Origin of the sequence: Nocardiopsis suaedae (assembly GCF_027706745.1) — a bacterium.
In the GTDB taxonomy this organism is placed as follows: Bacteria; Actinomycetota; Actinomycetes; order Streptosporangiales; family Streptosporangiaceae; genus Nocardiopsis_A; species Nocardiopsis_A suaedae.
On record NZ_JAQFWP010000008.1, the window covers coordinates 98033 to 118180 of the forward strand.

19 protein-coding genes are annotated in these 20148 nt (G+C 74.8%); 11 read left to right on the forward strand and 8 right to left on the reverse strand.

Translation table 11 applies throughout. The features are described 5' to 3' along the window. Positions 1 to 16: 16 nt before the first annotated feature. On the reverse strand, positions 17 to 670 hold the full coding sequence (locus O4U47_RS06505; protein WP_333563631.1) for an NADPH-dependent F420 reductase: 654 nt from the start codon (positions 668 to 670) through the stop codon (positions 17 to 19). An 82-nt stretch (positions 671 to 752) separates the two neighbouring features. Here O4U47_RS06505 and O4U47_RS06510 point away from each other — a divergent pair, with 82 nt between their 5' ends. Further along, positions 753 to 1151 carry a winged helix-turn-helix transcriptional regulator gene (locus O4U47_RS06510; protein ID WP_270676683.1) on the forward strand — a complete coding sequence of 133 codons (399 nt, stop codon included), beginning with the start codon at positions 753 to 755 and terminating at the stop codon, positions 1149 to 1151. A gap of 322 nt (positions 1152 to 1473) precedes the next feature. Here the strand turns inward: O4U47_RS06510 and O4U47_RS06515 are convergent, their stop codons facing one another. Continuing rightward, on the reverse strand, positions 1474 to 2487 hold the full coding sequence (locus O4U47_RS06515) for an ArsR/SmtB family transcription factor (RefSeq protein WP_270676684.1): 1014 nt from the start codon (positions 2485 to 2487) through the stop codon (positions 1474 to 1476). A gap of 47 nt (positions 2488 to 2534) precedes the next feature. Here O4U47_RS06515 and O4U47_RS06520 point away from each other — a divergent pair, with 47 nt between their 5' ends. Next, positions 2535 to 3749, forward strand: a complete 1215-nt coding sequence (locus tag O4U47_RS06520; RefSeq protein ID WP_270676685.1) for an MFS transporter — start codon at positions 2535 to 2537, stop codon at positions 3747 to 3749. A 155-nt stretch (positions 3750 to 3904) separates the two neighbouring features. Here the strand turns inward: O4U47_RS06520 and O4U47_RS06525 are convergent, their stop codons facing one another. After that, positions 3905 to 4387: an anthrone oxygenase family protein gene (locus tag O4U47_RS06525; protein ID WP_270676686.1), complete on the reverse strand. Its 483-nt coding sequence runs from the start codon at positions 4385 to 4387 to the stop codon at positions 3905 to 3907. Positions 4388 to 4524: 137 nt separating this feature from the next. Here O4U47_RS06525 and O4U47_RS06530 point away from each other — a divergent pair, with 137 nt between their 5' ends. Continuing rightward, positions 4525 to 5511 (forward strand): AraC family transcriptional regulator, encoded by a 987-nt coding sequence (locus O4U47_RS06530; RefSeq protein WP_270676687.1) that lies wholly within the window; start codon positions 4525 to 4527, stop codon positions 5509 to 5511. Between the two features lie 30 nt (positions 5512 to 5541). Here the strand turns inward: O4U47_RS06530 and O4U47_RS06535 are convergent, their stop codons facing one another. Beyond that, positions 5542 to 5985 carry a VOC family protein gene (locus O4U47_RS06535; protein ID WP_270676688.1) on the reverse strand — a complete coding sequence of 148 codons (444 nt, stop codon included), beginning with the start codon at positions 5983 to 5985 and terminating at the stop codon, positions 5542 to 5544. 154 nt (positions 5986 to 6139) lie between these two features. Continuing rightward, the gene (locus O4U47_RS06540; RefSeq protein ID WP_270676689.1) at positions 6140 to 8215 is read right to left on the reverse strand and encodes an acyltransferase family protein; all 2076 of its coding nucleotides are present in this window, start codon (positions 8213 to 8215) and stop codon (positions 6140 to 6142) included. 492 nt (positions 8216 to 8707) lie between these two features. Between O4U47_RS06540 and O4U47_RS06545 the strand changes: the two genes are divergently transcribed. The 7 genes from O4U47_RS06545 to O4U47_RS06575 all read left to right on the forward strand — a co-directional run bounded on the left by O4U47_RS06545 (position 8708) and on the right by O4U47_RS06575 (position 17634). Beyond that, the gene (locus O4U47_RS06545) at positions 8708 to 9817 is read left to right on the forward strand and encodes a substrate-binding domain-containing protein (protein WP_270676690.1); all 1110 of its coding nucleotides are present in this window, start codon (positions 8708 to 8710) and stop codon (positions 9815 to 9817) included. An 864-nt stretch (positions 9818 to 10681) separates the two neighbouring features. Next, a complete protein-coding gene (locus O4U47_RS06550; RefSeq protein ID WP_270676691.1) occupies positions 10682 to 12007 on the forward strand; it encodes an ABC transporter substrate-binding protein in 1326 nt (441 codons plus the stop codon). Between the two features lie 39 nt (positions 12008 to 12046). Continuing rightward, positions 12047 to 13066 carry a carbohydrate ABC transporter permease gene (locus O4U47_RS06555; protein ID WP_270676692.1) on the forward strand — a complete coding sequence of 340 codons (1020 nt, stop codon included), beginning with the start codon at positions 12047 to 12049 and terminating at the stop codon, positions 13064 to 13066. Further along, entirely contained in the window at positions 13063 to 13914 is an 852-nt protein-coding gene (locus O4U47_RS06560) for a carbohydrate ABC transporter permease (protein ID WP_270676693.1), read from the forward strand. Before O4U47_RS06555 ends, O4U47_RS06560 begins: the two co-directional genes overlap by 4 nt. Then, positions 13911 to 14921: a hydroxyacid dehydrogenase gene (locus O4U47_RS06565; RefSeq protein WP_270676694.1), complete on the forward strand. Its 1011-nt coding sequence runs from the start codon at positions 13911 to 13913 to the stop codon at positions 14919 to 14921. Before O4U47_RS06560 ends, O4U47_RS06565 begins: the two co-directional genes overlap by 4 nt. Next, positions 14918 to 16831 (forward strand): DUF2264 domain-containing protein, encoded by a 1914-nt coding sequence (locus O4U47_RS06570; protein ID WP_270676695.1) that lies wholly within the window; start codon positions 14918 to 14920, stop codon positions 16829 to 16831. Before O4U47_RS06565 ends, O4U47_RS06570 begins: the two co-directional genes overlap by 4 nt. Further along, positions 16828 to 17634, forward strand: a complete 807-nt coding sequence (locus O4U47_RS06575) for a sugar phosphate isomerase/epimerase family protein (RefSeq protein ID WP_270676696.1) — start codon at positions 16828 to 16830, stop codon at positions 17632 to 17634. Before O4U47_RS06570 ends, O4U47_RS06575 begins: the two co-directional genes overlap by 4 nt. A gap of 165 nt (positions 17635 to 17799) precedes the next feature. Here O4U47_RS06575 and O4U47_RS06580 read toward each other — a convergent pair whose 3' ends face one another. From O4U47_RS06580 to O4U47_RS06590, 3 genes are read right to left on the reverse strand one after another with little or no spacing between them, the layout of a single operon-like run. Next, positions 17800 to 17988 (reverse strand): helix-turn-helix domain-containing protein, encoded by a 189-nt coding sequence (locus O4U47_RS06580; RefSeq protein ID WP_270676697.1) that lies wholly within the window; start codon positions 17986 to 17988, stop codon positions 17800 to 17802. A gap of 3 nt (positions 17989 to 17991) precedes the next feature. Further along, positions 17992 to 18345 carry a DUF2283 domain-containing protein gene (locus O4U47_RS06585; RefSeq protein WP_270676698.1) on the reverse strand — a complete coding sequence of 118 codons (354 nt, stop codon included), beginning with the start codon at positions 18343 to 18345 and terminating at the stop codon, positions 17992 to 17994. A 50-nt stretch (positions 18346 to 18395) separates the two neighbouring features. Beyond that, on the reverse strand, positions 18396 to 18584 hold the full coding sequence (locus O4U47_RS06590) for a DUF4258 domain-containing protein (protein WP_270676699.1): 189 nt from the start codon (positions 18582 to 18584) through the stop codon (positions 18396 to 18398). Between the two features lie 256 nt (positions 18585 to 18840). On the opposite strand from O4U47_RS06590, the gene O4U47_RS06595 reads away from it, so the two are divergent. Next, the gene (locus tag O4U47_RS06595) at positions 18841 to 20082 is read left to right on the forward strand and encodes an FAD-dependent oxidoreductase (RefSeq protein WP_270676700.1); all 1242 of its coding nucleotides are present in this window, start codon (positions 18841 to 18843) and stop codon (positions 20080 to 20082) included. The last annotated feature ends 66 nt before the right edge of the window (positions 20083 to 20148 follow it).

Here is a 20148-nt window from a genome sequence, read left to right on the forward strand (position 1 = left end):
GCCCGGCCGGGGGCCGTCAGCTCGCGCCCGCGGTGGACGGCAGGGCGGCCGCAGGGTCGGCGCCGGACAGGTGAAGAGCGGCGGCGAAGCCCGCGACCTCCTCCAACTGCCGGGAACGGGACAGCGGTCCGAGGACGGCGGGCACGCCGCCCGCGTCGCGGACCAGGACGCCGGCGGTGTCCAGCGCCCCGGGATCGTCGCCGCACATGGCGACCACCGGAGGCGCCGACGGGGAGGGGCGCTCCCACAGGGCCGCCGGGAAGAGGTGGAAGGCCTTCACCACGTGAGCACCGGGCGCGAGCCCGGCGATCCGCTGGGCCGCCGATCCTCCCCCGTCCACCTGCACGATCCCGGCACCATGGTCGACGGCGTTGACGGGGTCGATGAGCGCCGTGCCGCGCAGCGACCCGTCGCCTGCCCCCGCACCGGCCAGGACGTCTTCGACGGCTTCCCAGGGCACGGCCAGAAGCACCGCGTCCTGTCCCTCGGTGACCTCCTCCGGCTCGACCACCCCGGCCCCGCCGCCCAACCGGTCGGCCAGCGCGCGTGCCTTGTCCGACGACCGCCCCGACACAGCGATCTCGTGGCCGGCCCGCACCCAGGCGGTTCCCAGCACTCGGGCCATGTTTCCTGTTCCGAGCACACCGATCTTCATCGTCACCGCTCCCATCTGCGCTTGTGCAGTGCGACCGGAACACTAGGCGCCCCGTCGTGCACCGATCGGTGCGAAACGGGCCTGCGAGGATGGGGCCATGGCGGAGGAGACGGGCCGGTGCTACGACTACGTCGCCGACTGCCGCGTGCGCGCGGCGTTCGACCTGTTCGGCCACACGTGGGACCCGATCGTGCTGGCGGCCCTGCACGAGGGGCCGCTACGGCGCAGGCGCCTGCGCTCGTCGGTCGGGGGCGTCAGCGACAAGGCGCTCACCGAGTCGCTCACACGCCTCCTCGCGAACGGGCTCATCGAGCGGCGCCGTTTCCGTGAGGCTCCGCCGCGTGTGGAGTACGGGCTGACGCCCCTGGGCAAGAGCCTGGTCGACGGCCCGATGCGCGCCTTGGCGGACTGGATCGGCGAGCACGCGGACGAGCTCACCGCCGCCCAGACGGCCGCCGACACGGAAGGCCCGCCCCAGGACGTCTCCCCTCTTTAGACGTCGATGCTCAAGGCGTCGGCGTAGAGTTCTCCGCCGCCGTTCTCGGGATGTGGGAGGCCACGACGGAGGAAACGGGATTCGCCTCGTCGTTGGATTCGAGGAAACGCCTGGGGGCTCGATGACCTCCTGGCGCCCGCGGTGGACCGTCCCGCCGAGCTCGATCGCGCCGTCCGCGGCGTACAGCGGGAAGAGCCTCGAATTCCCTTTCATCGAGCGCCCGCGTGAGCGCCTTGATGAGGTACCTGCAATATCGGCCTTGACCGCGGTGGGACGCCTGTGTGCAATCTGGGCTCGCACGCCCCGATTACCGAAGGGCGGCTCAGCCCTCGCCCGTCAGTGCGGTGCCCAGGGGGGTCCTGGCGTAGAGCACCTTCCGGCCGACCCTCCACGACTCCAGCAGCCCCACCGCCCGCAGCGCCGTCAGGTGCCCCGAGACGCTGCCCGGGCTCATCTCCAAGCGCGCGGCCAGCCCGGTCGTCGTGTCGGGCTCGGCCAACGCCAGCAGGAGCGTCGCCCGGGTCCGGCCCAGCGCCGCCGCGAGCGCCTCGGGCGGCCGCCGTGCGGGCGGGGACCACAGGCCGCCCACCCCTCGCGCCGGATAGACCAGGGTCGGCTGCCACGGCTCATCGCTGATGAGGATGAGCTCCGGCCACACGAAGACGCTGGGCATCAGCACCAGCCCGCGCCCCTCCAGATGTAGCTCCTCAGGGGCCGACGGCCCCTGGATCGCCAGCGCGCGCCCGTCCCACCGCAAGCGCGCGTCGATGCCGCCCATGAGCCGCTCCAGTCCGCCCTCCGACAACCGGCGCGCCTGCTCGGCGATGTCCGCGTCCAGCAGCGCACGCATCCGGGGCCAGTGCGGCCGCACCAGGTGGTGCCAGAACACCTCCAGAAGGTCGGCCAGGGCATCGCGGGTGGCCGCCGGGTCGCGCAGCAGGTCGTCGACCGCCTCCCGGGGCAGTCGGCGGCGGGGGTCGAGCAGGCACTGGCGCAGCTCGGCCCCCACCTGGCCGGGCGGGGTGGCGCGCACCCGCGCCAGCTCGTCCCCGACCGAGGTCAGCGGTCCCTCGGGGGCGGGCGTCAGGAAGTCGGGCACGTAGCCGGGCCGGGGCACCAGCAGGCGGAACCCCGCCACGTCGGTGCCCTCGGGCAGACGGGCCCGGCGCACCCACGGCAGGTGGTGGCCGTGGCGGTCCGGTTCGAGCAGCGTGTGCGCGGCCGCGAAGGCCTCCCACAGCGGCGAGACCGCGAACCGGCAGCGCATGAGGTCCTCGTGCGCGAAGTACACCCGCCCGCCCACCGGCGCCCCCTCCCCGGCCGAGGATTCGACCATAGCCGAATCCATTGAGGGGGCGGGACGGCGGGCGGCACGGTCGGGGCATGCCGACCGCTCCCCCTGCGGCCCCCGGAGGCCGCACCACCTACCTGCGTGTTCTCGCCGTCGGCGAGTTCCGCGCCCTGCTCGCCGCCGAAGTGCTGTCCGTCCTGGCGCTGGTCGCCGTCCAGATCACCCTGTCGGTGCTGGTCTTCGACCGCACCGGGTCGCCGCTGCTGTCCGCGCTGGCGTTCGCCCTCGGGTTCGCCCCGCAGCTGGTGGGCGCGGCGCTGCTGTCGGCGGTGACCGACCGCTACCCGGCGCGTTCGCTGATGACCGGCGCGCAGGCCGCCAACGCGGCGCTGGTGGCCGCCATGGTGCTGCCCGGCGCCCCCGTCCCGGCGATGCTGGGGCTGCTGGCGGTGACCGGCCTGGTCGCGCCGGTGTACCAGGGGTGCCGCTCGGCCGCGGTCGCCGACGTGCTGGCGGGCGACGGCTTCCCGCTGGGGCGGTCGCTGCTGCGGATGGCCGCCCAGACCGCGCAGATCGCCGGGTTCGCGTTCGGCGGGACCCTGCTGCTGGTGCTGCGGCCGCAGACGGTGCTGGCGGTGGCGGCGGCGATGATGGCGGCCGCGGGGCTGCTGGTCCTGGTGGGGACGGCGGCCCGCCCCGCGCGCCAGGGCCCCGGCGGCCGTGTGGTGGGGGCCTCGCTGGCGGGGGTCGGCAGGGCCCTGCGGGTTCCGCGCCTGCGCGCGGTCCTGGTACTCATGTGGCTGCCCCCTGCGCTGGTGGTCTGGCCCGAGGCGCTCGCCGCACCGCTGGCCGACGGCATGGGCGGCGGGCCGGTCCTGGTGGGGCTGCTGCTGTCGGCCGGCCCGGTGGGTACGGTCGCGGGCGAGCTGCTGGCCGGGACGGTGCTCGACCCCGGACGGCGGCGGCGCTGGATGGTGCCCTTGGCGCTGGCGGCGTTCGTGCCGTTCCCGGTGTTCGCCGCGGGTCCGGGCCCGGCGGTGGCGGTCGCGCTGCTGGGGGCCGGTGCGCTGGGGTTCGGGTACACGCTGGCCCTGGACGCCCTGTTGCTGGAGGAGGCGCCCGAGGAGATGCGCGGGCGGGTGTTCACCCTGGCCTCGGCGGGGCTGATGATCACCCAGGGCGTGGGCTTCGCGGCGGCGGGTGCGGTGGCCGAGGCGGTCCCGCCGCACCTGGCGGTCGCCGTGGCGGGCGTGTGCGGGATCGCGGTGGTTCTGGCGGCCGGGCGGCCCTTCTTCACGACGCGGTGAGGCGGCCGACATGGATACGCGGCGGGACGTGGAGGGCGTGGAGGGCGTGGAGATGTCCCGCCCGTGCTCCCTTGAGGGCCGCCCCGGGTCTGTCGCCTCCCCTCGGAGGCGTTGCGCAGCCGAGGGCCGATCCCACACGTACGCACCTCGGCCCCTCACGCGGCGACCGCCGACACCGCCAAGCACACCGCCCCCGCCGCCGACAGGACCGTCCGCACCGCGTTCCAGCGGACCCATGGGGCCTCGAAGGCCCTCCGGGCCGCCTCCGCCTCGGCGCCCTCCACGGGCCCCGCCGCCTCCAGCGCGTCGTTCAGCGGGACGTTCAGCGCGACCGTCACCACGAACACCGCCGCGACCAGCACGAACGCCGCCCACCCGGCCACGGCGGCCACCCCGCCCGCACCGGTGGCCGACACCGCCGCCGCCAGCGCCAGCACCGGCGCTCCCAGGAACACGGCCAGGAACACCGGATTCACGATCGCCCGGTTGATGCTCCGCATCGCTCCGATGAACACCGGGGCGCCCACGCCGCGCAGCCCCGGCATCACCCCCACCGTGAACGCGAAGAACAACCCTGCGTACACGCCGGTGGCGAGCAGCGCCGCCACCGCCACCGCGACCCGCCAGAACTCCGCCACCGCGGCCTCCCCCGCCTCGCTCCCCGCACGGCCCCTGCGGCCGGTGCCCTCCGAGTCAACCGCCGGGCCCGTCGGGCCGCCATCGCTCAGGCGCTCGCGCACATAAGCGCGCGTCCCCGCGGTGCGACACTCCTCTTATGGACGAACTGGCCGGGCTGCTGGACGGCCCACGCGCACGCGGCGCCTTCCTCCTGCGCGTGCTGCTCGCCTCGCCCTGGTCGCTGCGCATCGAGGACGAGGCCCCGCTCACCCTCGTCCTCGTCGTGCGGGGCACCGCGCACCTCCTCCCCGGGGACGAGGACGCCAAATCCGTGCGCCTGTCCGCCGGGGACGCCGCCGTCGTCCTCGGCCCCGCCCGCTACACCGTCGCGGACCCGCCCGACACCCCCGCCCGCGTCGTCATCGGACCCGACCAGCGCTGCACCACCCTCCGCGGCCGCCCCCTGCGCGAGACCCTCGCCCGGGGCGTGCGCACCTGGGGCGACGAGGCCGACCTCAGCACCACCGAGATGCTCGTGGGGACCTACCGCGTCGGCGGCGAGGTCGGACGGCGCCTCCTGGGCGCCCTGCCCTCCGTCGCCGCCCTGCGCGCCCCCGGCCGCGGGCCCACCGACGGCGCCGGCCGCGCCCCCGACACCGCCGCCGAGCCCGTCGCGGCCCTGACCACCCTGCTCCGCACCGAGATCGGCCGCGACGCCCCGGGCCAGGAGGTCGTCCTGGACCGCCTGCTCGACCTGCTGCTCATCGCGGTGCTGCGCGCCTGGCTGGCCCGCCGGGGCGCCGACGCCCCCGGCTGGTTCCGCGCCCGCGCCGACCCCGTGGCCGGGCGGGCGCTGGGCCTGCTGCACGGCGCCCCCGGGCGCCCGTGGACGGTGGCCGCCCTGGCCGCCGAGTGCGGCTGCTCGCGGTCGGTGCTGGCGCGCCGCTTCACCGGACTGGTGGGCGAGCCGCCGATGGCCTACCTGACCGGGCTGCGCCTGGCCATGGCCGCCGACCTGCTGCGCGACGGCGACGCGACGCTGGAGGCCGTCGCCCGCACGGTCGGCTACGGTTCTCCGTTCGCGCTGAGCACCGCGTTCAAACGGGCCTACGGCCTCAGCCCCGCCGAGTACCGGCGGAGGTGAGCGGCGCCCGCCGCCGCACCGAGCCGCCCCTCAGCCGCCCAGCACCGCCGTGCCGCCGCAGTCCAGTCCCCAGGAGGAGGCGAACGCCGGCCGCCGCGCCGCGTCCACGACCTCGACGCGCGCCCCCACGGAGTCCAGGCGGTGGTAGGCGAACGGGCGCCCGTAGGGGCACCCGGAGAAGTCCAGGGGCGCGCCCGCGGCCTCCAGCCGTTCGCTCTCCCGCCCCAGGTCGGCGGCCCAGTACCCGAGGTGGTCGAAGCGCGCCTCGCCCCCGCAGGCCCACGGGCTTCCGGGCGGTCCCTCGATGAGCTCGATGAAGGGCGCCTCCCCGCGGGAGAACACGATGCGGAACTCCCACTCCCCCATCGTCTCGGTGCGGGGCGCGGCCCAGTCCGCACCGGTGGCCGCCCTCAGGTCCGCCATGGCCCGCTCGATGTCGGGCACGGCGAAACAGACGTGGTAGAAGTCCGCCATGGCCCCCCTTCCCGTCGCCGTCGGCCCGCGCCGCCGGTCGGCTCGGGCCGGGCGACCCTACGGCCGCGCGCTCCGCGGCACCAATCACGGGCCCGATGGCCGCCATCGGCGTACCGATGGCGGCCGCGCCCCCGGGCCTACGGCGCGGGCCGGGTCACAGGCGGCTCAGCGGGTCGGCGGCCTCCTTCTCCAGGTCGGCGGCGAGCATCTGCGAGTAGGTGGCGGTCAGGTGGTGGCTGTCCCGGTACACCAGCACGTTGCCCACCACGGCCGGGCACCTGTCGTCGGTGCACAGCCGGTCGTTGAGGTCGACCACCTTGGCCCCGGCGCCGTCCATCTCGGCCGCCATCAACTGCGGGTCCTCCTCGTCCAGGGCGTCGTCGCGCTCCTTCGCGCACACCGACGGGTCGTCGGGGTTGAGCTCCACGCACTCGGGGACCCGCGCCCGCTGGGAGGGGGTGTCGGCGATCGCGACCACCGAGCCGCCCGCCTCCTCCACGGCCGCCCACTGCTCGGCCATGCCTTCTGCGATGCGGCGCTTGCCCTCCTCGCCGCCGCCCGCCTGCGCGCTGGCGGCGCTGCTGCGGGCGCTGGTGAAGACCAGGTCCGGTTCGACGCCGCCGGTCAGCTGGTCCACCACGTCCTCGTTCCAGTCGGCGCACTCCTCGTAGGGGCGGTCGTCGTCGCTGGCGCGGGTCACCGTCTCGGCGGTGAAGGGGCAGGAGGACTTGGTGAAGGTGGAGACCCGCCACCCGTGCTCCTCGGCGACGCCGCGCACGGCCGGCACCCAGTGGGCGGCGTGCGAGTCGCCCACCACGGCCACCTGGACGTCGGCGTCCTCGGGTCCGTACACGCACGGGTCGGCGGCGCGGTCGCCGGGCATGGCCTGGCAGTCGTCGTCGTAGACGCTCGGCAGGTCGTCCAGGGCGTCCACCGGCGAGGGGTAGATGTCGGCGGCGGCGTCGCCCTCGGGGGCGGGGTCCGAGAGGGCCTGCGGGCCGACGTGCACCGCCGGGTCGAAGGCCACGTTGCGCTTGGCCTGCACGTGCCCGTACTGCACCGCGCTGACGGTGGCGGCCGCGAGCACCGCCGCGACCGCGAAGGCCAGGGCGGAGCGGCCGGTCTTCAGCAGCCCCCCGGTGCGCACCGGGTCCTCCACGGCGACCTTGGTGGCCCAGGCGAGCAGGACCGACCCGGCGGCCACGGCGAGCCCTCCGGCCAGGCCGAGCGAGTGGGAGCCGGTGGCGGCCAGGGTGAACACGATCAGCGGCCAGTGCCACAGGTAGAGCGCGTAGGAGATGTCGCCGACGAAGCGGGCGGGCGCCGCGCTCAGCAGCCGGTAGGTCGACAGCGGCCCGGTGGTGTGCCCGGCGGCGATGACGGCGGCCGTGCCCAGTACGGGCAGCGCCGCCGCCCAGCCGGGGAAGGCGACCGCGTCGTCGTAGGTGGCGGCCGAGGCGATGACGGCCAGCAGGCCCGCCCAGCCCAGCCCGGCGCGCACCCGCTCGGGGAGGCGGCGGTAGGTGAGCACGATCGCCAGCACGCCGCCCACGGCCAGCTCCCACATGCGGGTCTGCGGCAGGAAGTAGGCGGGGCTGGGGTCGTTCAGGGTCGTCCACACCGAGAAGGCGAAGGACACCGCGATGACGCCGCCCCCGCCCAGCAGCAGCGCGCGGGCGCGGCGCAGGTGCCCGGGCAGGGCCGTCCACCCGATGAACAGCAGTGGCCACACCAGGTAGAACTGCTCCTCCACGGCGAGCGACCAGAAGTGCTGCACGGGGCTCTCGGCCGAGCCCGCGGCCAGGTAGTCGACCGACTCCCGGGCCAGCAGGAGGTTCTGCACGTAGGCGGCCGAGGCGAGGATCTGTTTGGCGGTGTCGAGCAGCTGCGCCGAGGGCAGCAGCAGGACGGCGGCGGCGCCGGTGACGGCCAGCACGGCGGTGGCGGCGGGAAGGATGCGCCGGACGCGCCGGATGTAGAAGCCCGACAGGGACACCCGGCCCTTCTCCCGCGCCTCGCGCAGCAGGAGCGTGGTGATGAGGAACCCGGAGATGACGAAGAAGACGTCGACACCGATGTATCCGCCGGGGAGCAGGTCCTTGTCGATGTGGTAGGCGACCACGAGCCCGACGGCCAGCGCGCGCAGGCCTTGCACTTCGGGGAAGAAGCGGCGCGGCGCAGGGGCGGTCGGTGCGGTGGTCGGGGGCGCGGGCTGGGATTGCGTCGTCACGGAGGTCCTTGCCTGCGTATCGGGGCCGTCATCTGGCGGCGGGCGCGGCGCCCGGTACCGCCGCCGCATGCCGCGCTCCGCCGACTTTCCTGAGAATTCTCTCAGAGATGTGGATCCTCTCAGGAAAACACGACCGTGTGTAGTCGGACAGGCCGGTTCGGGCGACGAATGAACCCGATGTTCGTCCGGATGTGGCCATCGGGCCACCGGATCGTGGGACACCTTCGCGAACGGCGAGGAGCGGCGGGGCGGCCCGCCGCAGCGGCGTGCGCGCCGCCCGGCCCCGTCCTCGGCGCCCTGGTCGGCCTCCGGCCGTCGCCGCCATCGGTCGGCATGGCCGTGGTGGCCTGGATCGGTCCCGGCCCGCCGCCGTCGGCCGCACCACTCCAGCGGGCGCCGTCGCGGGCGCCGGTTCCTCGGATCGGTACGGGGGAGGACGACGATGATCGCTATGCTTCCGGCCAACCGGTCAAACGAACACAAGGGGTGTGCATGCGCGAACCGGTGGGCGAACGGAGGCGGAGGATCCTGGCGGCCGTCCGGGCGCGGGGCGAGGTGCGCGTGGCGGACCTGGCCTCCGAACTGGAGGTCTCGGTGGTCACGGTCCGCCGCGATGTGGAGGTGCTGGCCCAGGAGGGCAGGCTGCGGCGGGGCCACGGCAGCGCCCGCTCCCTGGTCCCCGCCGAGCGCCCCTCCGCGCCGCCGCCGGGTGGGCCCGGCGCCGTGGCCCTGGTCGTGCCCGAGCGGCACGCCTACCTCAACGAGGTCATGTACGGCGCGCGAACCGCGCTGGAGGCGGCCGGGATGCGCGTCGTGCTGCACATCGCCCCCCAGGTGGAGGGCGCGGAGCGGCCCATCGTCGAGCGCATCCCGCACGAGGGCGTGCGCGGCCTGCTGATCGCGCCGCGCTGGCGCTCGGCCGCCGAGGAGGAGGCCGACCAGGAGTGGCTGGCCCGGCTGGACCGGCCGACCGTGCTGATGGAGCGCAGACCCCGCCCGGGCGGTCCGCTGCACACCATGGACGCGGTGTGCAGCGACCACGGGTACGGGGTCCGGCTCGCCGTGGACCACCTGGTCGGCCTGGGGCATCGGCGGATCGTGCTGGCCGCCCGCGCCGACAGCCCCACCGCACGGGCGGTCCGCGCCGCGTTCACCGAGGTCACGGAGGCCGACCCGAGGGTGGAGGACTGGGCGGCGGTGCTCAGCGCCGAGGGCGCCGACGCCGACGGTGGCGCCGGTCCGGAGCCGGACTTCGACGATCCCGGGTGGCTCGCGGCGCTGCTGCGCCGCCGCGGGGCCACGGCCGCCCTGCTGCACGGCGACGTCGACGCCCTGATGCTGGTCCAGCGGCTCGCCGAGGCGGGGGTGCGGGTGCCGGAGGACTGCTCGGTGGTGGCCTACGACGACGTGGTCGCGGCGCTGGGCGCGATCCCGCTGACCGCGGTGGCCCCGCCCAAGGCCGAGGTCGGCAGGGTCGCGGCCGAACTGATGCGGGACCGGCTGGCCGCCGAGGCGGCGGGGACGCCGTGGAGCCCGCGCCGGGTGGAGGTGCTCCCGCGCCTGGAGGTGCGCGCCTCGACCCGGGCCGCCGCGCCCGACTGATCCCGGGCGGCCGCACGGCTTCCGCCGCACCGGTGCCATTCCGGCAGCTGAGGCCGCCCTGCGCAGCGGAACCGAAGCGGAATCGCGCCCTTGGCGCCCCGGGAACCGGGCAAACCGGGCGCCAGTCCGGTACGAGCTCGGCCAGAACCCGCCTTCCGGGCGCCTCGGGTACTCTGGGGGCATCTTGGGTGGTGAAACCGACGCCTGCTCTGCCCAAAAGCGTCGATTTCACGACGCAGGGTGCCCGACCCCCTCTCCCTGCCGTCCGGTATGCCCGATATGCATCACCCGAGCGCCCCCGCACCGCCGCCCCCTCGATGATCTCGACAAGAGTGCTGTCATTCCGGTGGTTTTGACAGCACTCTTGTCGAGATCATCGCCGGGCAGGGGTGCCGGGCCGACGTCCGCCACGAACGCGGGTGACCACGTGCCCACCGGGTCGCGCCGCCGCCCGGACCACAGGCAGCCCTCCGCCCGACTGGCGGGGCCGGGGAACCGCCCGGCTGTCGCCGTCGCCGCCATCCACGGCGACCACCCGCACGCCCTCCGCCCGGCAGCGCTACCGAACGGGCCGCCCGCCATTCCCCTCCGCCCGGCAGCGCTACCGAACGGGCCGCCCGCCATTCCCCTCCGCCCTCCTCCTCGCACCGGACAACGGGCATAGGGTGCCGGCCCCGCTGTTGTCGCTCCTGTGCTGCCGGCTCCTCTGCGACCCTGCAACCTCGTCTCCGCACCCACGCCCGCGCCCACACCAATTTTGATCGTTTGATCGGATTTTCCTTTCGTTCGACCTATTGACCGGTATCCGTTCATATGGCGAGAATCACGGTGTCCCACCCTGGACCACAGGAGCAGGAGGCACTGATGAGCGGTGCTCCGAGCCGCCGCGGCGTCCTGGCCGCAGGGCTGGCCCTGCCCGCGGTCGGCGCACTCGCCGGGTGCGCCCCCGACCGCCCCCGCCCCTCCGGGGGGCGCGGCCCCACCCGCATCACCTTCTGGTCCGCCATCCGCGGAAGCCAGGAGGTGGTCGACGCCTTCAACGCCACCCACGACCGCATCCAGGTCGACTTCGAGCAGATCCCCTCCGGCACCCAGGGCGGCTACGCCAAGCTCAGCAACGCCGCCCGCGCCGGGAACGCCCCCGACGTCGCCACCCTCGAATACCCCCAGCTCCCCGGCTTCGCCATCGACGGCGTGGCCACCGACCTGACCGGCCTGGTCAGCGACCGCACCCGGGACCTGCTGCTCCCCCAGGCCCTGGAGCGCGCCACCTTCGACGGCCGCATCTACGCCCTGCCCCTCGACATCGAGCCCATGGTCATGCACTACCGCCGGGACGTGTTCGACGAGCACGGCTTCGAGGCCCCCCGCACCTGGGAGGACTTCGCCGACCTGGGCCGCGCCGTGCGCGACCGGCTCCCCGGGGACCGCATCACCGTCTTCCCCACCGACGGCGGCACCCAGTTCGCCTCCTACGCCTGCCAGGCCGGCGCCCAGTGGTTCGCCACCGAGGGCGACACCTGGACCGTCTCCCTGACCGACGCCCCGACCCGCCGGGTGGCCGAGTACTGGCAGGGGCTCATCGACGACGAGGTCGTCTTCGCCAACTCCGTCGGCGGCCCGCAGTACCCCGCCCAGGTGGGCGACGGCACCGTCCTCGTCCGGCTGAGCGGCGCCTGGGACGCCGGTGCGCAGATGTCCTCCCACCCCGGCCAGAAGGGCCTGTGGACCGTCGCCCCGCTGCCCGAGTGGGAGCCCGGGGCCGGGGTGCTCGGCGACCACGGCGGCTCGACCTTCACCGTCACCCGCGACAGCCGCCACCGCGAGGCCGCCATGGAGTTCATCGAGTGGCAGGTCTCCCACCCCGACGCCATGCGCGCCCGGCTCTCGGCGGGCACCAGCTCCGCCTTCCCCGTGGTCGAGGAGCTGGTCGAGGTCGCCCGCCGGGCCCTGCCCGACTACTACGGGGACCAGGACATCTACGGCCTCTTCGCGCAGGAGGCGGCCAAGGTCCGCGACGACTGGGTCTGGGGGCCGCGGATGACCTCGACCCTCAACCTCATGCACGACAACTTCGCCCGGGCCGCCGCCGGCCGGGGCACCCTCGTGGACGCCATGCGCGCGGCCCAGGACGGCACCACCCCGGACCTGAGGGCGCTGGGCCTGTCCATCAGCGAGCGGGAGGGCTGACCCCCGGACCGCACCCCCCACGCACAGGAGGCCACCCCCATGGGCACGGGAGCACCCCCGCCAGCCGGCCCGACGACACCGCACACCGCCCCCTCGGCCACCTCCCCCGACCCCTCCGGTACCCCGCGGCCGCCCCGGCGCGCCCCCTCCGGCCGCCGCTCGGCCCGGCGGCGCGAGCTCTTCGCCTGCGGCCTGCTCATGGCGCCGTTCTTCGCCCTGCTCACCGCCGTCTTCCTGGTCCCCGTCGGCACCGCCGTGTGGCTGAGCCTGTTCGCCGACGACCGCACCGGGCTGGGCTTCGGCCCCCCGAACCCCTCCTTCGTCGGCCTGCGCAGCTACCTCGCCGTGCTCGCCGACCCCACCTTCACCGCCGGGCTGGGCCGCATGCTGCTGTTCTGCCTGCTCTACATCCCGCTGCTGGTGGCCGGGTCGCTGCTGCTGGCCCTGCTGCTGGACTCGGGGGCGGTGCGGCTGCGCGCCTGGGCGCAGATGGGGCTGTACCTGCCGCACACGGTGCCCGGCCTCATCGCCGCCGTCATCTGGCTCTACCTGTACACCCCCGGCATCAGCCCGGTGATCGGCCTGCTGTCCGCCGGCGGCCTGAACATCGACCTCCTCGGCGTGGACACCGTCCTGCCCTCACTGGTCAACGTCGTGCTATGGAGCAACCTGGGCTACAACACCGTCATCTTCTCCACCGCCCTGCGGGCCCTGCCCCGCGAGACGATCGAGGCCTCGGTGGTCGACGGGGCGGGCCCGGTCCGCACCGCCCTGCTGGTCAAGACCCCCCAGATCCGCTCCGCGGTGGTCACCGTGGTCCTGTTCAGCCTGATCTTCACCCTGCAGCTGTTCACCGAGCCCATGCTGCTCAGCCAGTCCACGTCCATGATCGACTCGCGCTTCTCGCCGAGCATGTACATCTTCGACGCCGCCTTCAACCGCAACAGCTACGGGCTGGCGGCCGCAGCATCGGTGGTGCTGCTCGTCTGCACCATCGCCCTGTCCTACGCCATCACGCGGTGGACCGGCCGCGCCGCAGGTCCCGAGGAGGAGCGATGAGCGCGCCCGTACGCCCCCGCCTGGCCGGGCGGGCGGCCACCAACACCGTGGTCGCCGTGTTCGTCCTGTACACCCTGCTCCCGGTGGCATGGCTGGTGCTGGCCGCGTCCAAGGACGCCGACGCCCTGTTCTCCAGCCGCCTGCTCTCCCTGGAGGGCTTCTCCCCCTGGGCCAACATCGGCGACCTGTTCGCCACCGACGGCGGCGTCTACGGCCGCTGGTACCTCAACACCCTCGTCTACGCGGTGGGCGGCGCCGCGCTCAGCGCGCTGGTGAGCACCGCGTGCGGCTACGCCTTCTCCACCTACCGCTTCCGCCACAAGGAGAAGCTGTTCGGCCTGGTCCTGGCCGCGGTGATGGTGCCGCAGACGGTCCTGGCCCTGCCCCTGTACCTGCTCGCCTCCAACATCGGAGTCGTCAACACGTTCTGGGCGGTGTTCGTTCCTTTGCTCTTCAACCCGTTCGGCGTCTACCTGGGCCGGATCTTCAGCGACGGCTACGTCCCCCGGGAGGTCCTGGAGGCCGCCCGGATGGACGGGACCGGCGAGCTGGCCCTGTACTTCCGCGTGGCGTTCGGCATGCTGCTGCCCGGCGCCGTCACCGTGTTCCTGTTCCAGCTCACCGCGATCTGGAACAACTTCTTCCTTCCCATGGTGATGCTGTCCGACCAGGACCTCTACCCGGTGACGCTGGGCCTGTACAACTGGAACAGCGCCGCCACCACCTCGCCCGAGTACTACCCGGTGGTGGTCACCGGGTCGCTGCTGGCGGTGCTGCCGCTGATCGCCGCGTTCCTGATGCTGCAGCGGTTCTGGAAGACCGGCCTGACCGCGGGGGCCGTCAAGTGACCCGGCGCCCGAAGGCCGCCCTGGCGATGTCCCCCGAGGCGGCCGGCGCCGTCCTCGACGGGCGCGCCATGGCCGCCCTCGACAAGGTCTGCGACCTGGCGCCCGGGCCGGTCCTGGACGACTTCTCCGACCCGCGGGCGCGCTCGGTCCTGGCCGACGCCGAGGTGCTGGTCACCGGCTGGGGCTGCCCCCGGCTGGACGAGGACGCCCTGGCCGCCGCCCCCCGCCTGCGCGCCGTCGTGCACACCGCCGGGTCGGTGCGCGGCCACCTGGCCCCCGCCTGCTGGGACCGGGGCATCGCCGTCTCGTCGGCGGCCGCGGCCAACGCCGTGCCCGTCGCCGAGTACACCCTGGCGATGATCCTGCTCACCGGCAAGCGGGTGCTGGAGCGCGCCCGCGACTACCGGGCCCGGCGCCGCCGCGAGGACATGCTGCGCACCCCGCGCGCCGTGGGCAACCACGAGCGCACCGTCGGCGTCCTGTCGGCGTCGCTGGTGGGGCGCCGGGTCATCGAACTGCTGCGCCCGCACGACCTGCGGGTCCTGCTGCACGACCCCTACGTCACCGACGAGGAGGCGGCCGCCCTGGGCGCCGAGCCGGTCGCCCTGGACGAGCTCTTCGCCCGCAGCGACACCGTCAGCGTGCACGCCCCGCTCCTGCCCTCCACCCGGAACCTGGTCGGCCGGGAGCTGATCGCGTCGATGCGCCCCGGCGCCGTGCTGATCAACACCGCGCGCGGGGCCGTGGTCGACCAGGACGCGCTGGCCGGGGCGGCCCGGTCCGGGCAGGTGCGCGCGGTGCTCGACGTCACCGACCCCGAGGTGCTGCCCGCCGACCATCCCCTGTGGGACTGCGAGGACGTGCTGATCACCCCGCACCTGGCCGGCTCCCAGGGCAACGAGTGGACACGGCTGGCCGAGCACGCCGCGGCCGAGCTCGCCCGCTGGGCCTCCGGCGCCGGGTTCGCCCACCCCGTCCACCGCGAGCACCTGGAGCGCAGCGCATGAACGCACCGGCACCCCCCGCCCTGGCCCTGCCCGGGGAGGACCGCGAACGCAGCCCCCGCACCGGATACACCCGCGCCCACTGGGAGGCGACCGCCGACGGCCTGCTGGCCGCCGCCTGGCGGCACGCGAGCCCGAACGGGGCGCGCCTGGACCTGCCTGGGCCCCCCTCCCGGTCCGGGACGCGCTCGGACGGGCTGGAGGGCTACGCCCGCACCTTCCTCGCCGCGGCGTTCCGCACCGCCGGGGCCGACGGCGCCGACCCGCACGGGTGGCTGGAGCGCTACGCCGACGGGCTCGCCGCGGGCACCCGCGCCCCGGGGGCCGCCGACCACGAGTCCTGGCCGCTCGTCCTCGACTACGACGTGCAGGGCCAGCCCATGGTGGAGGCCGCCTCGGTCGCCCTGGGGCTGCGCCTGACCCGGCCCTGGCTGTGGGACCGGCTCGACGCCGGCGTCCGGGACCGGGCCGAGGAGTGGCTGCGCGGAGCCCTGCGCTCCCTGCCCGCGCCGTGCAACTGGTACCTGTTCCCCTACAGCGTGGCCGGGTTCCTGGAATCGGTGGGGCGCGGCGACGCCGAGACCGCGCGCGCCCGGGCACGCGCTCTGGAGCTGCTGGAGGAGTGGTACCGCGGGCAGGGGTGGTACGCCGACGGCGACGGCCGGGCCTTCGACCACTACAACGGGTGGGCGATGCACCTGTACCCGGTCCTCGACGACCACCTGTCCGGCGCCTCCACCGGGTACGGGGACCGCCTGCGCGAGCACCTGGAGGGCTATGCCCTGCTCTTCGGCGGCGACGGCGCTCCGCTGCACATGGGCCGTTCGCTGACCTACCGGTTCGCCGCGGCGGCGCCGGTGGCGCTCGGAGCGGTCACCGGGCACACGCCGCTGTCCCCGGGGACGTCGCGGCGGCTGATGAGCGGCTGCCTGCGCTACTTCCTCGACCGCGGGGCCGTCGGCGGCGACGGGCTGCTCACCCTGGGCTGGCACGGGCCGCACGCGGCGACGGTGCAGCCCTACTCCGGGCCCGCCTCGCCCTACTGGGCCTCCAAGGCCTTCGCCGGGCTGCTCGCGCCCGCGGACCACCCGCTGTGGACCGAGACCGAGCGGGCCGCCCCCAGCGAGGGCGCCGACCGGGCGCTGGCCCTTCCGGCGCCCGGCCTGCTGGTGCAGGCGACCGGCGCCGACGGGATCGTGCGCGTGCACAACCACGGCAGTTCCCACCTGCGGCCCTTCGAGGAGGAGAAGGCGCCCGAGGACCCGCACTACGACCGGCTCGCCTACTCCACCCGCACCGGCCCCACCTCGGGCGCGGACCCCGCGGACAACCGCTTCACCGTGCTGTGGCGGGGCCTGCCGGGCGCGCGCCGCCGGATCCGGCCGCTGGGCGCGGGCCAGGGCCCGGGGTGGTCGTGGGCGGCCTCCTGGCACCGGCCGGTGTTCGCGGGCGGCGTCCCGGCCCTGCCCGCGCTGCGGGTGCAGGCCGCCACGGTGGTGCGGGGCGCCTACGAGCTGCGGGTGCACCGGGTGGTGGGGGCGCCGGAGGGGACGGCCGCCGAACTGACCGGGTGGGCGGTCGGCGCGGACGAGCCGGTGGAGTCGGTACTGGTCCCCCTGTACGGGTGGGCCGGGCGGGACCGTGTCTCCGCCCCGGCGGGGACCGCCTTCACGCCTTCGGCGCGGCTGCCCCGGCTCAGCGGGACCGTGTCGGGCACGGCCCTGTTCGCGGCGCTGGCCCTGCTGGAGGGCGCGTCCCCGGCCCGGGGCGGCGGGGAGGCCGCCGAGGGGGCGGAGGGGGCCGTCTCCTCCGTCGCCGAGGACGGCGGCGCCCTGGTGGTCGGCTGGGCCGACGGGGCGCGCACCCGGGTCGGGTTCGCGCCGGTGCGGGTCGAGCACGAGGAGGCGCGGTGAGCTGGAGGTTCGCGTTCAGCACGCTGGGCATGCCCGGCGCGGAGGTCGCCGAGGCCGTCCGCACCGCCGAGGCCCACGGCTGCGACGGCATCGAGCTGCGGGCCCACCCGGACGAGGCGGTGCACCCGGGGATGCCGCGGCGGTGGGAGCGCGAGGTGCGCGCGCGGATCGGCGGCGCCGGACTGGAGGTGTCCTGCCTGGCGGGCTACGCGCGGGTGTGCGCGCCCGGCCCGGACGGCCCGGTGGTGGAGGAGCTGCGCGCGCTGATCGGCCTGGCCGCGCGCCTGGGGGCGCCGTCGGTGCGGGTCTTCCCGGGCGGGCCGGAGGACGGCGGCGGGTACCGCGGCGACGGCGCGGCCCATGAGCGGATCGGCGCCGTCCTTCCCGACCTGCGCGACCACGGGGTGCGCCTGCTCGTGGAGACGCACGACTCCCATCCGACGGGGGTGTCCGCACTGCGCCTGGTGGAGCCGTTCGACCCCGGCGAGCCGGTCGCCGTGCTGTGGGACGCGCTGCACCCGTGGCGGAAGGGGGAGGCGCCGTCGCACACGCGCCTGGCCCTGGGAGAGCGGCTGGGGTACTTCCAGGTCAAGGATGCCGTGGCGGCGGACGGCGGCTGGAAGCCGGTGCCTCCGGGGCAGGGCGCGGTCCCGATCGAGTGGTGCGCCAGCGTCCTGCGGGGCTGGTCGGGGTGGGTGTCCTTGGAGTGGGAACGCGCCTGGCACCCGGAGATCCCCCCGCTCCCGGTGGCCTTGGAGGGCGCCACGGAGTGGTTCGCCCGCTGGCGCCCCGTCGGGGTCTGACGGCCCGGATCCGACGGCGCGGAACGGCACCGCCGGGGCGGGACGGCCCTCCTCATCCGCCCCGCCCCGGGAGGGCTCAGGGGCGGCCGCCGCCGGGGCGAACCCTACGCGGGTCTCACGCCGCCTAGCTCTACTGAATGCCGGACTGCCCTGTACAGGCGCCTTCTACTGTCGTCGACTCTGCTCCAGGCGCGTGTCGGCCGCGTGGAGATAGTCCTGGACAGCTTGTTCTGGAACCCGGTACGAACGACCCACTCGAATCGCAGGAAGGACCCCGCTGTGCACCATTCGGTACACGGTCATCTTGGTCACTCGCAGAATCGTGGCCACGTCGCCGACAGTGAGGAACCGCACCTCTTAGAGAGGCCGCTTCGAACGGGCTCCTCGTGCAGCGGAGCTGCGTTCCGACCGCTGTCGACGGCTGTGTCGCCCTGAGCCCTGGTCTGGCGTAACACGCTCCTGCACCTGCTCGGCGAGCACCTCCATCCCCTCACGGATCCGGTCCTCCTCTTCAGGGAACAGCGCCAGGAACGCGTTCAGTTCCGGGAGTCGTTCCAGCGTCAACATCTCAAGACCGACGACCCGCCCGTCCTCGTCGTAGTCGGCGATGAACTCGCCGTGGTCGCGGGTGTGTGCTACGGCGGCCTGCCTCAGGGCCACGTAGGCCGCACCGGCCTCGTGATCGATGGAGACGTCCGGCATCTGGGCCATACTCCTCACGGTATTTCCATGGCCGTCTTGACAAGAGGATCTTCTGTCTCTCAGGAGTCGTCCCGGACGGCGACGCGGATCTTGCGCCCGTCCACGGTCCATCCGAAGAGCTTGTAGGAGCGGTTCACAGGGTCGTGGACTTCGTTGATCGGCCGGGCGAGGACGGCCAGGACGTCCGCTTCACCGATGTTCCTCTGGCGCAATCGGTCCAATAGGTGGTGGGTCAGGCGTGGGGGCATCCGGCGTCATCCAGGGACATTGTCATGACTGCGTTCCACGGACACCTTCGGTGTCCGCGAACGGGGGCGATTCCATCGGCCTGAATCCAGGCAGGCGGGGCGGGCCTTGTCCGGCGAACCGGCGAAGTGGGGCTGTCGGATACGCGCGAACGCCCTGCCCTGGCCGCATGCGGCCAATGGTCGGCCGCCCCCTGCGCGGGTGTGACGGCATCTAGTACTACTGGACGTCGTACTACTCGATGTAGAGAGTGTGGACATGCGCGTTCTCATCACCGGTGCCGGGATCTCCGGGCTGGCCGCCGCCCGGGCGCTGCTCGCCGCCGGGCACGACGTCACCGTCCTCGAACGCTCCCCCGAGCTGCGCGACGGCGGGTACGCGGTCGTCCTGTGGCCCAACGGCACCGCGATCCTGCGCGCGCTGGGCACCGATACGGCCGGGGTGGAGCGGCCCCTGACCGGCGTCGCCCTGCGCAGCTCCTCCGGGAGGCCGGCGATGACGGTCTCCACCGGCGGCCTGGAGGCCGCCTACGGCGCGCCCACGATCGCCATCACCCGCCGCGACCTGGTGACCCGCCTGGCCGACGGCGTCTCCGAGGAGCGCGTCCACTTCGGCGCCCGCGCCGTGCGCGTCCTCGACGGCGACGGTGACGTCCGGGTGGTCACCGAGGACGGTCGCGAATTCACCGGCGACCTGCTCATCGGCGCCGACGGAGCGAACTCGGCGGTGCGCGCCCACGTCGCCGGATCCGAGGCGAAGGCGCGCGCCCGCCCCACCGGCGCCGCCACCTGGCAGGGCCTCATCCCCGCCCCATTCCACCTCGACGACCGGTTCACCATGTACATGGGGCGCGAGGGCAGCATCGGCATGACCCCCGTGGCCGACGGCCGCGTGCTGTGGCTCATCGACCTCGAACAACCCACCGGGGAGGGCCACGACGACCCGGCGAGCGCGCTGCCGCTCCTGCGCCGGGGCTACGCCGGGTGGGCGCCCCAGGTGCGCGGCCTGCTGGACGCCCTCACCGAGGACGACCTCGCCCTGTACCCGCACCGCCGCCACTACCCCCCGCTGCACTGGTGGAGGGGCCGGTGCGTGCTGATCGGCGACGCCGCCCACGCGATGCCGCCGATCCTGGCCCAGGGGGTCAGCCAGGCGATGGAGGACGTGGCGGCCCTGGCGAACGCGCTCGCCGACGCCGCGGGGGCGGCGGGGCCCGGTGGTGAACCGGACCTGGGATCCGCACTCGCCGCCTACGCGCGCGCCAGGAACAAGCAGGCCGCCAAGGCCGGTGACGGGGCGACCGGCAGCATCGCCACCTCGGGCCCGCGGACGCTGCTCCAGACCGACACGATGATGCGCCTGGCCCGACTGATCCCCCGACGCGCCCCCACGGCGATGTTCGAGAGGATCATCGCCGGGATCGCCCACGACCCCGGCGGCCCCGGGGCCCACGCCGTCGCCGGCCCGGAGGGCGCCGGGAGCGACACCGCCGACCGGTAGCGGAGAGGCGCCGACGCGGACACACCTGCGTGGACACGGGGAAGGCCCGTTCCGGAGCGTGCTCCG

Excerpts from the sequence above, each read along its gene's own strand:
- O4U47_RS06570 (WP_270676695.1), top strand. The coding sequence starts at position 14,918 with ATGAACGCACCGGCACCCCCCGCCCTGGCCCTGCCCGGGGAGGACCGC.
- O4U47_RS06510 (WP_270676683.1), top strand. The coding sequence starts at position 753 with ATGGCGGAGGAGACGGGCCGGTGCTACGACTACGTCGCCGACTGCCGC.
- O4U47_RS06595 (WP_270676700.1), top strand. The coding sequence starts at position 18,841 with ATGCGCGTTCTCATCACCGGTGCCGGGATCTCCGGGCTGGCCGCCGCC.
- O4U47_RS06535 (WP_270676688.1), bottom strand. The coding sequence starts at position 5,985 with ATGGCGGACTTCTACCACGTCTGTTTCGCCGTGCCCGACATCGAGCGG.
- O4U47_RS06515 (WP_270676684.1), bottom strand. The coding sequence starts at position 2,487 with ATGGTCGAATCCTCGGCCGGGGAGGGGGCGCCGGTGGGCGGGCGGGTG.
- O4U47_RS06520 (WP_270676685.1), top strand. The coding sequence starts at position 2,535 with ATGCCGACCGCTCCCCCTGCGGCCCCCGGAGGCCGCACCACCTACCTG.
- O4U47_RS06505 (WP_333563631.1), bottom strand. The coding sequence starts at position 670 with ATGGGAGCGGTGACGATGAAGATCGGTGTGCTCGGAACAGGAAACATG.
- O4U47_RS06590 (WP_270676699.1), bottom strand. The coding sequence starts at position 18,584 with ATGCCCCCACGCCTGACCCACCACCTATTGGACCGATTGCGCCAGAGG.
- O4U47_RS06545 (WP_270676690.1), top strand. The coding sequence starts at position 8,708 with ATGCGCGAACCGGTGGGCGAACGGAGGCGGAGGATCCTGGCGGCCGTC.
- O4U47_RS06555 (WP_270676692.1), top strand. The coding sequence starts at position 12,047 with ATGGGCACGGGAGCACCCCCGCCAGCCGGCCCGACGACACCGCACACC.
- O4U47_RS06530 (WP_270676687.1), top strand. The coding sequence starts at position 4,525 with ATGGACGAACTGGCCGGGCTGCTGGACGGCCCACGCGCACGCGGCGCC.
- O4U47_RS06560 (WP_270676693.1), top strand. The coding sequence starts at position 13,063 with ATGAGCGCGCCCGTACGCCCCCGCCTGGCCGGGCGGGCGGCCACCAAC.
- O4U47_RS06585 (WP_270676698.1), bottom strand. The coding sequence starts at position 18,345 with ATGGCCCAGATGCCGGACGTCTCCATCGATCACGAGGCCGGTGCGGCC.
- O4U47_RS06550 (WP_270676691.1), top strand. The coding sequence starts at position 10,682 with ATGAGCGGTGCTCCGAGCCGCCGCGGCGTCCTGGCCGCAGGGCTGGCC.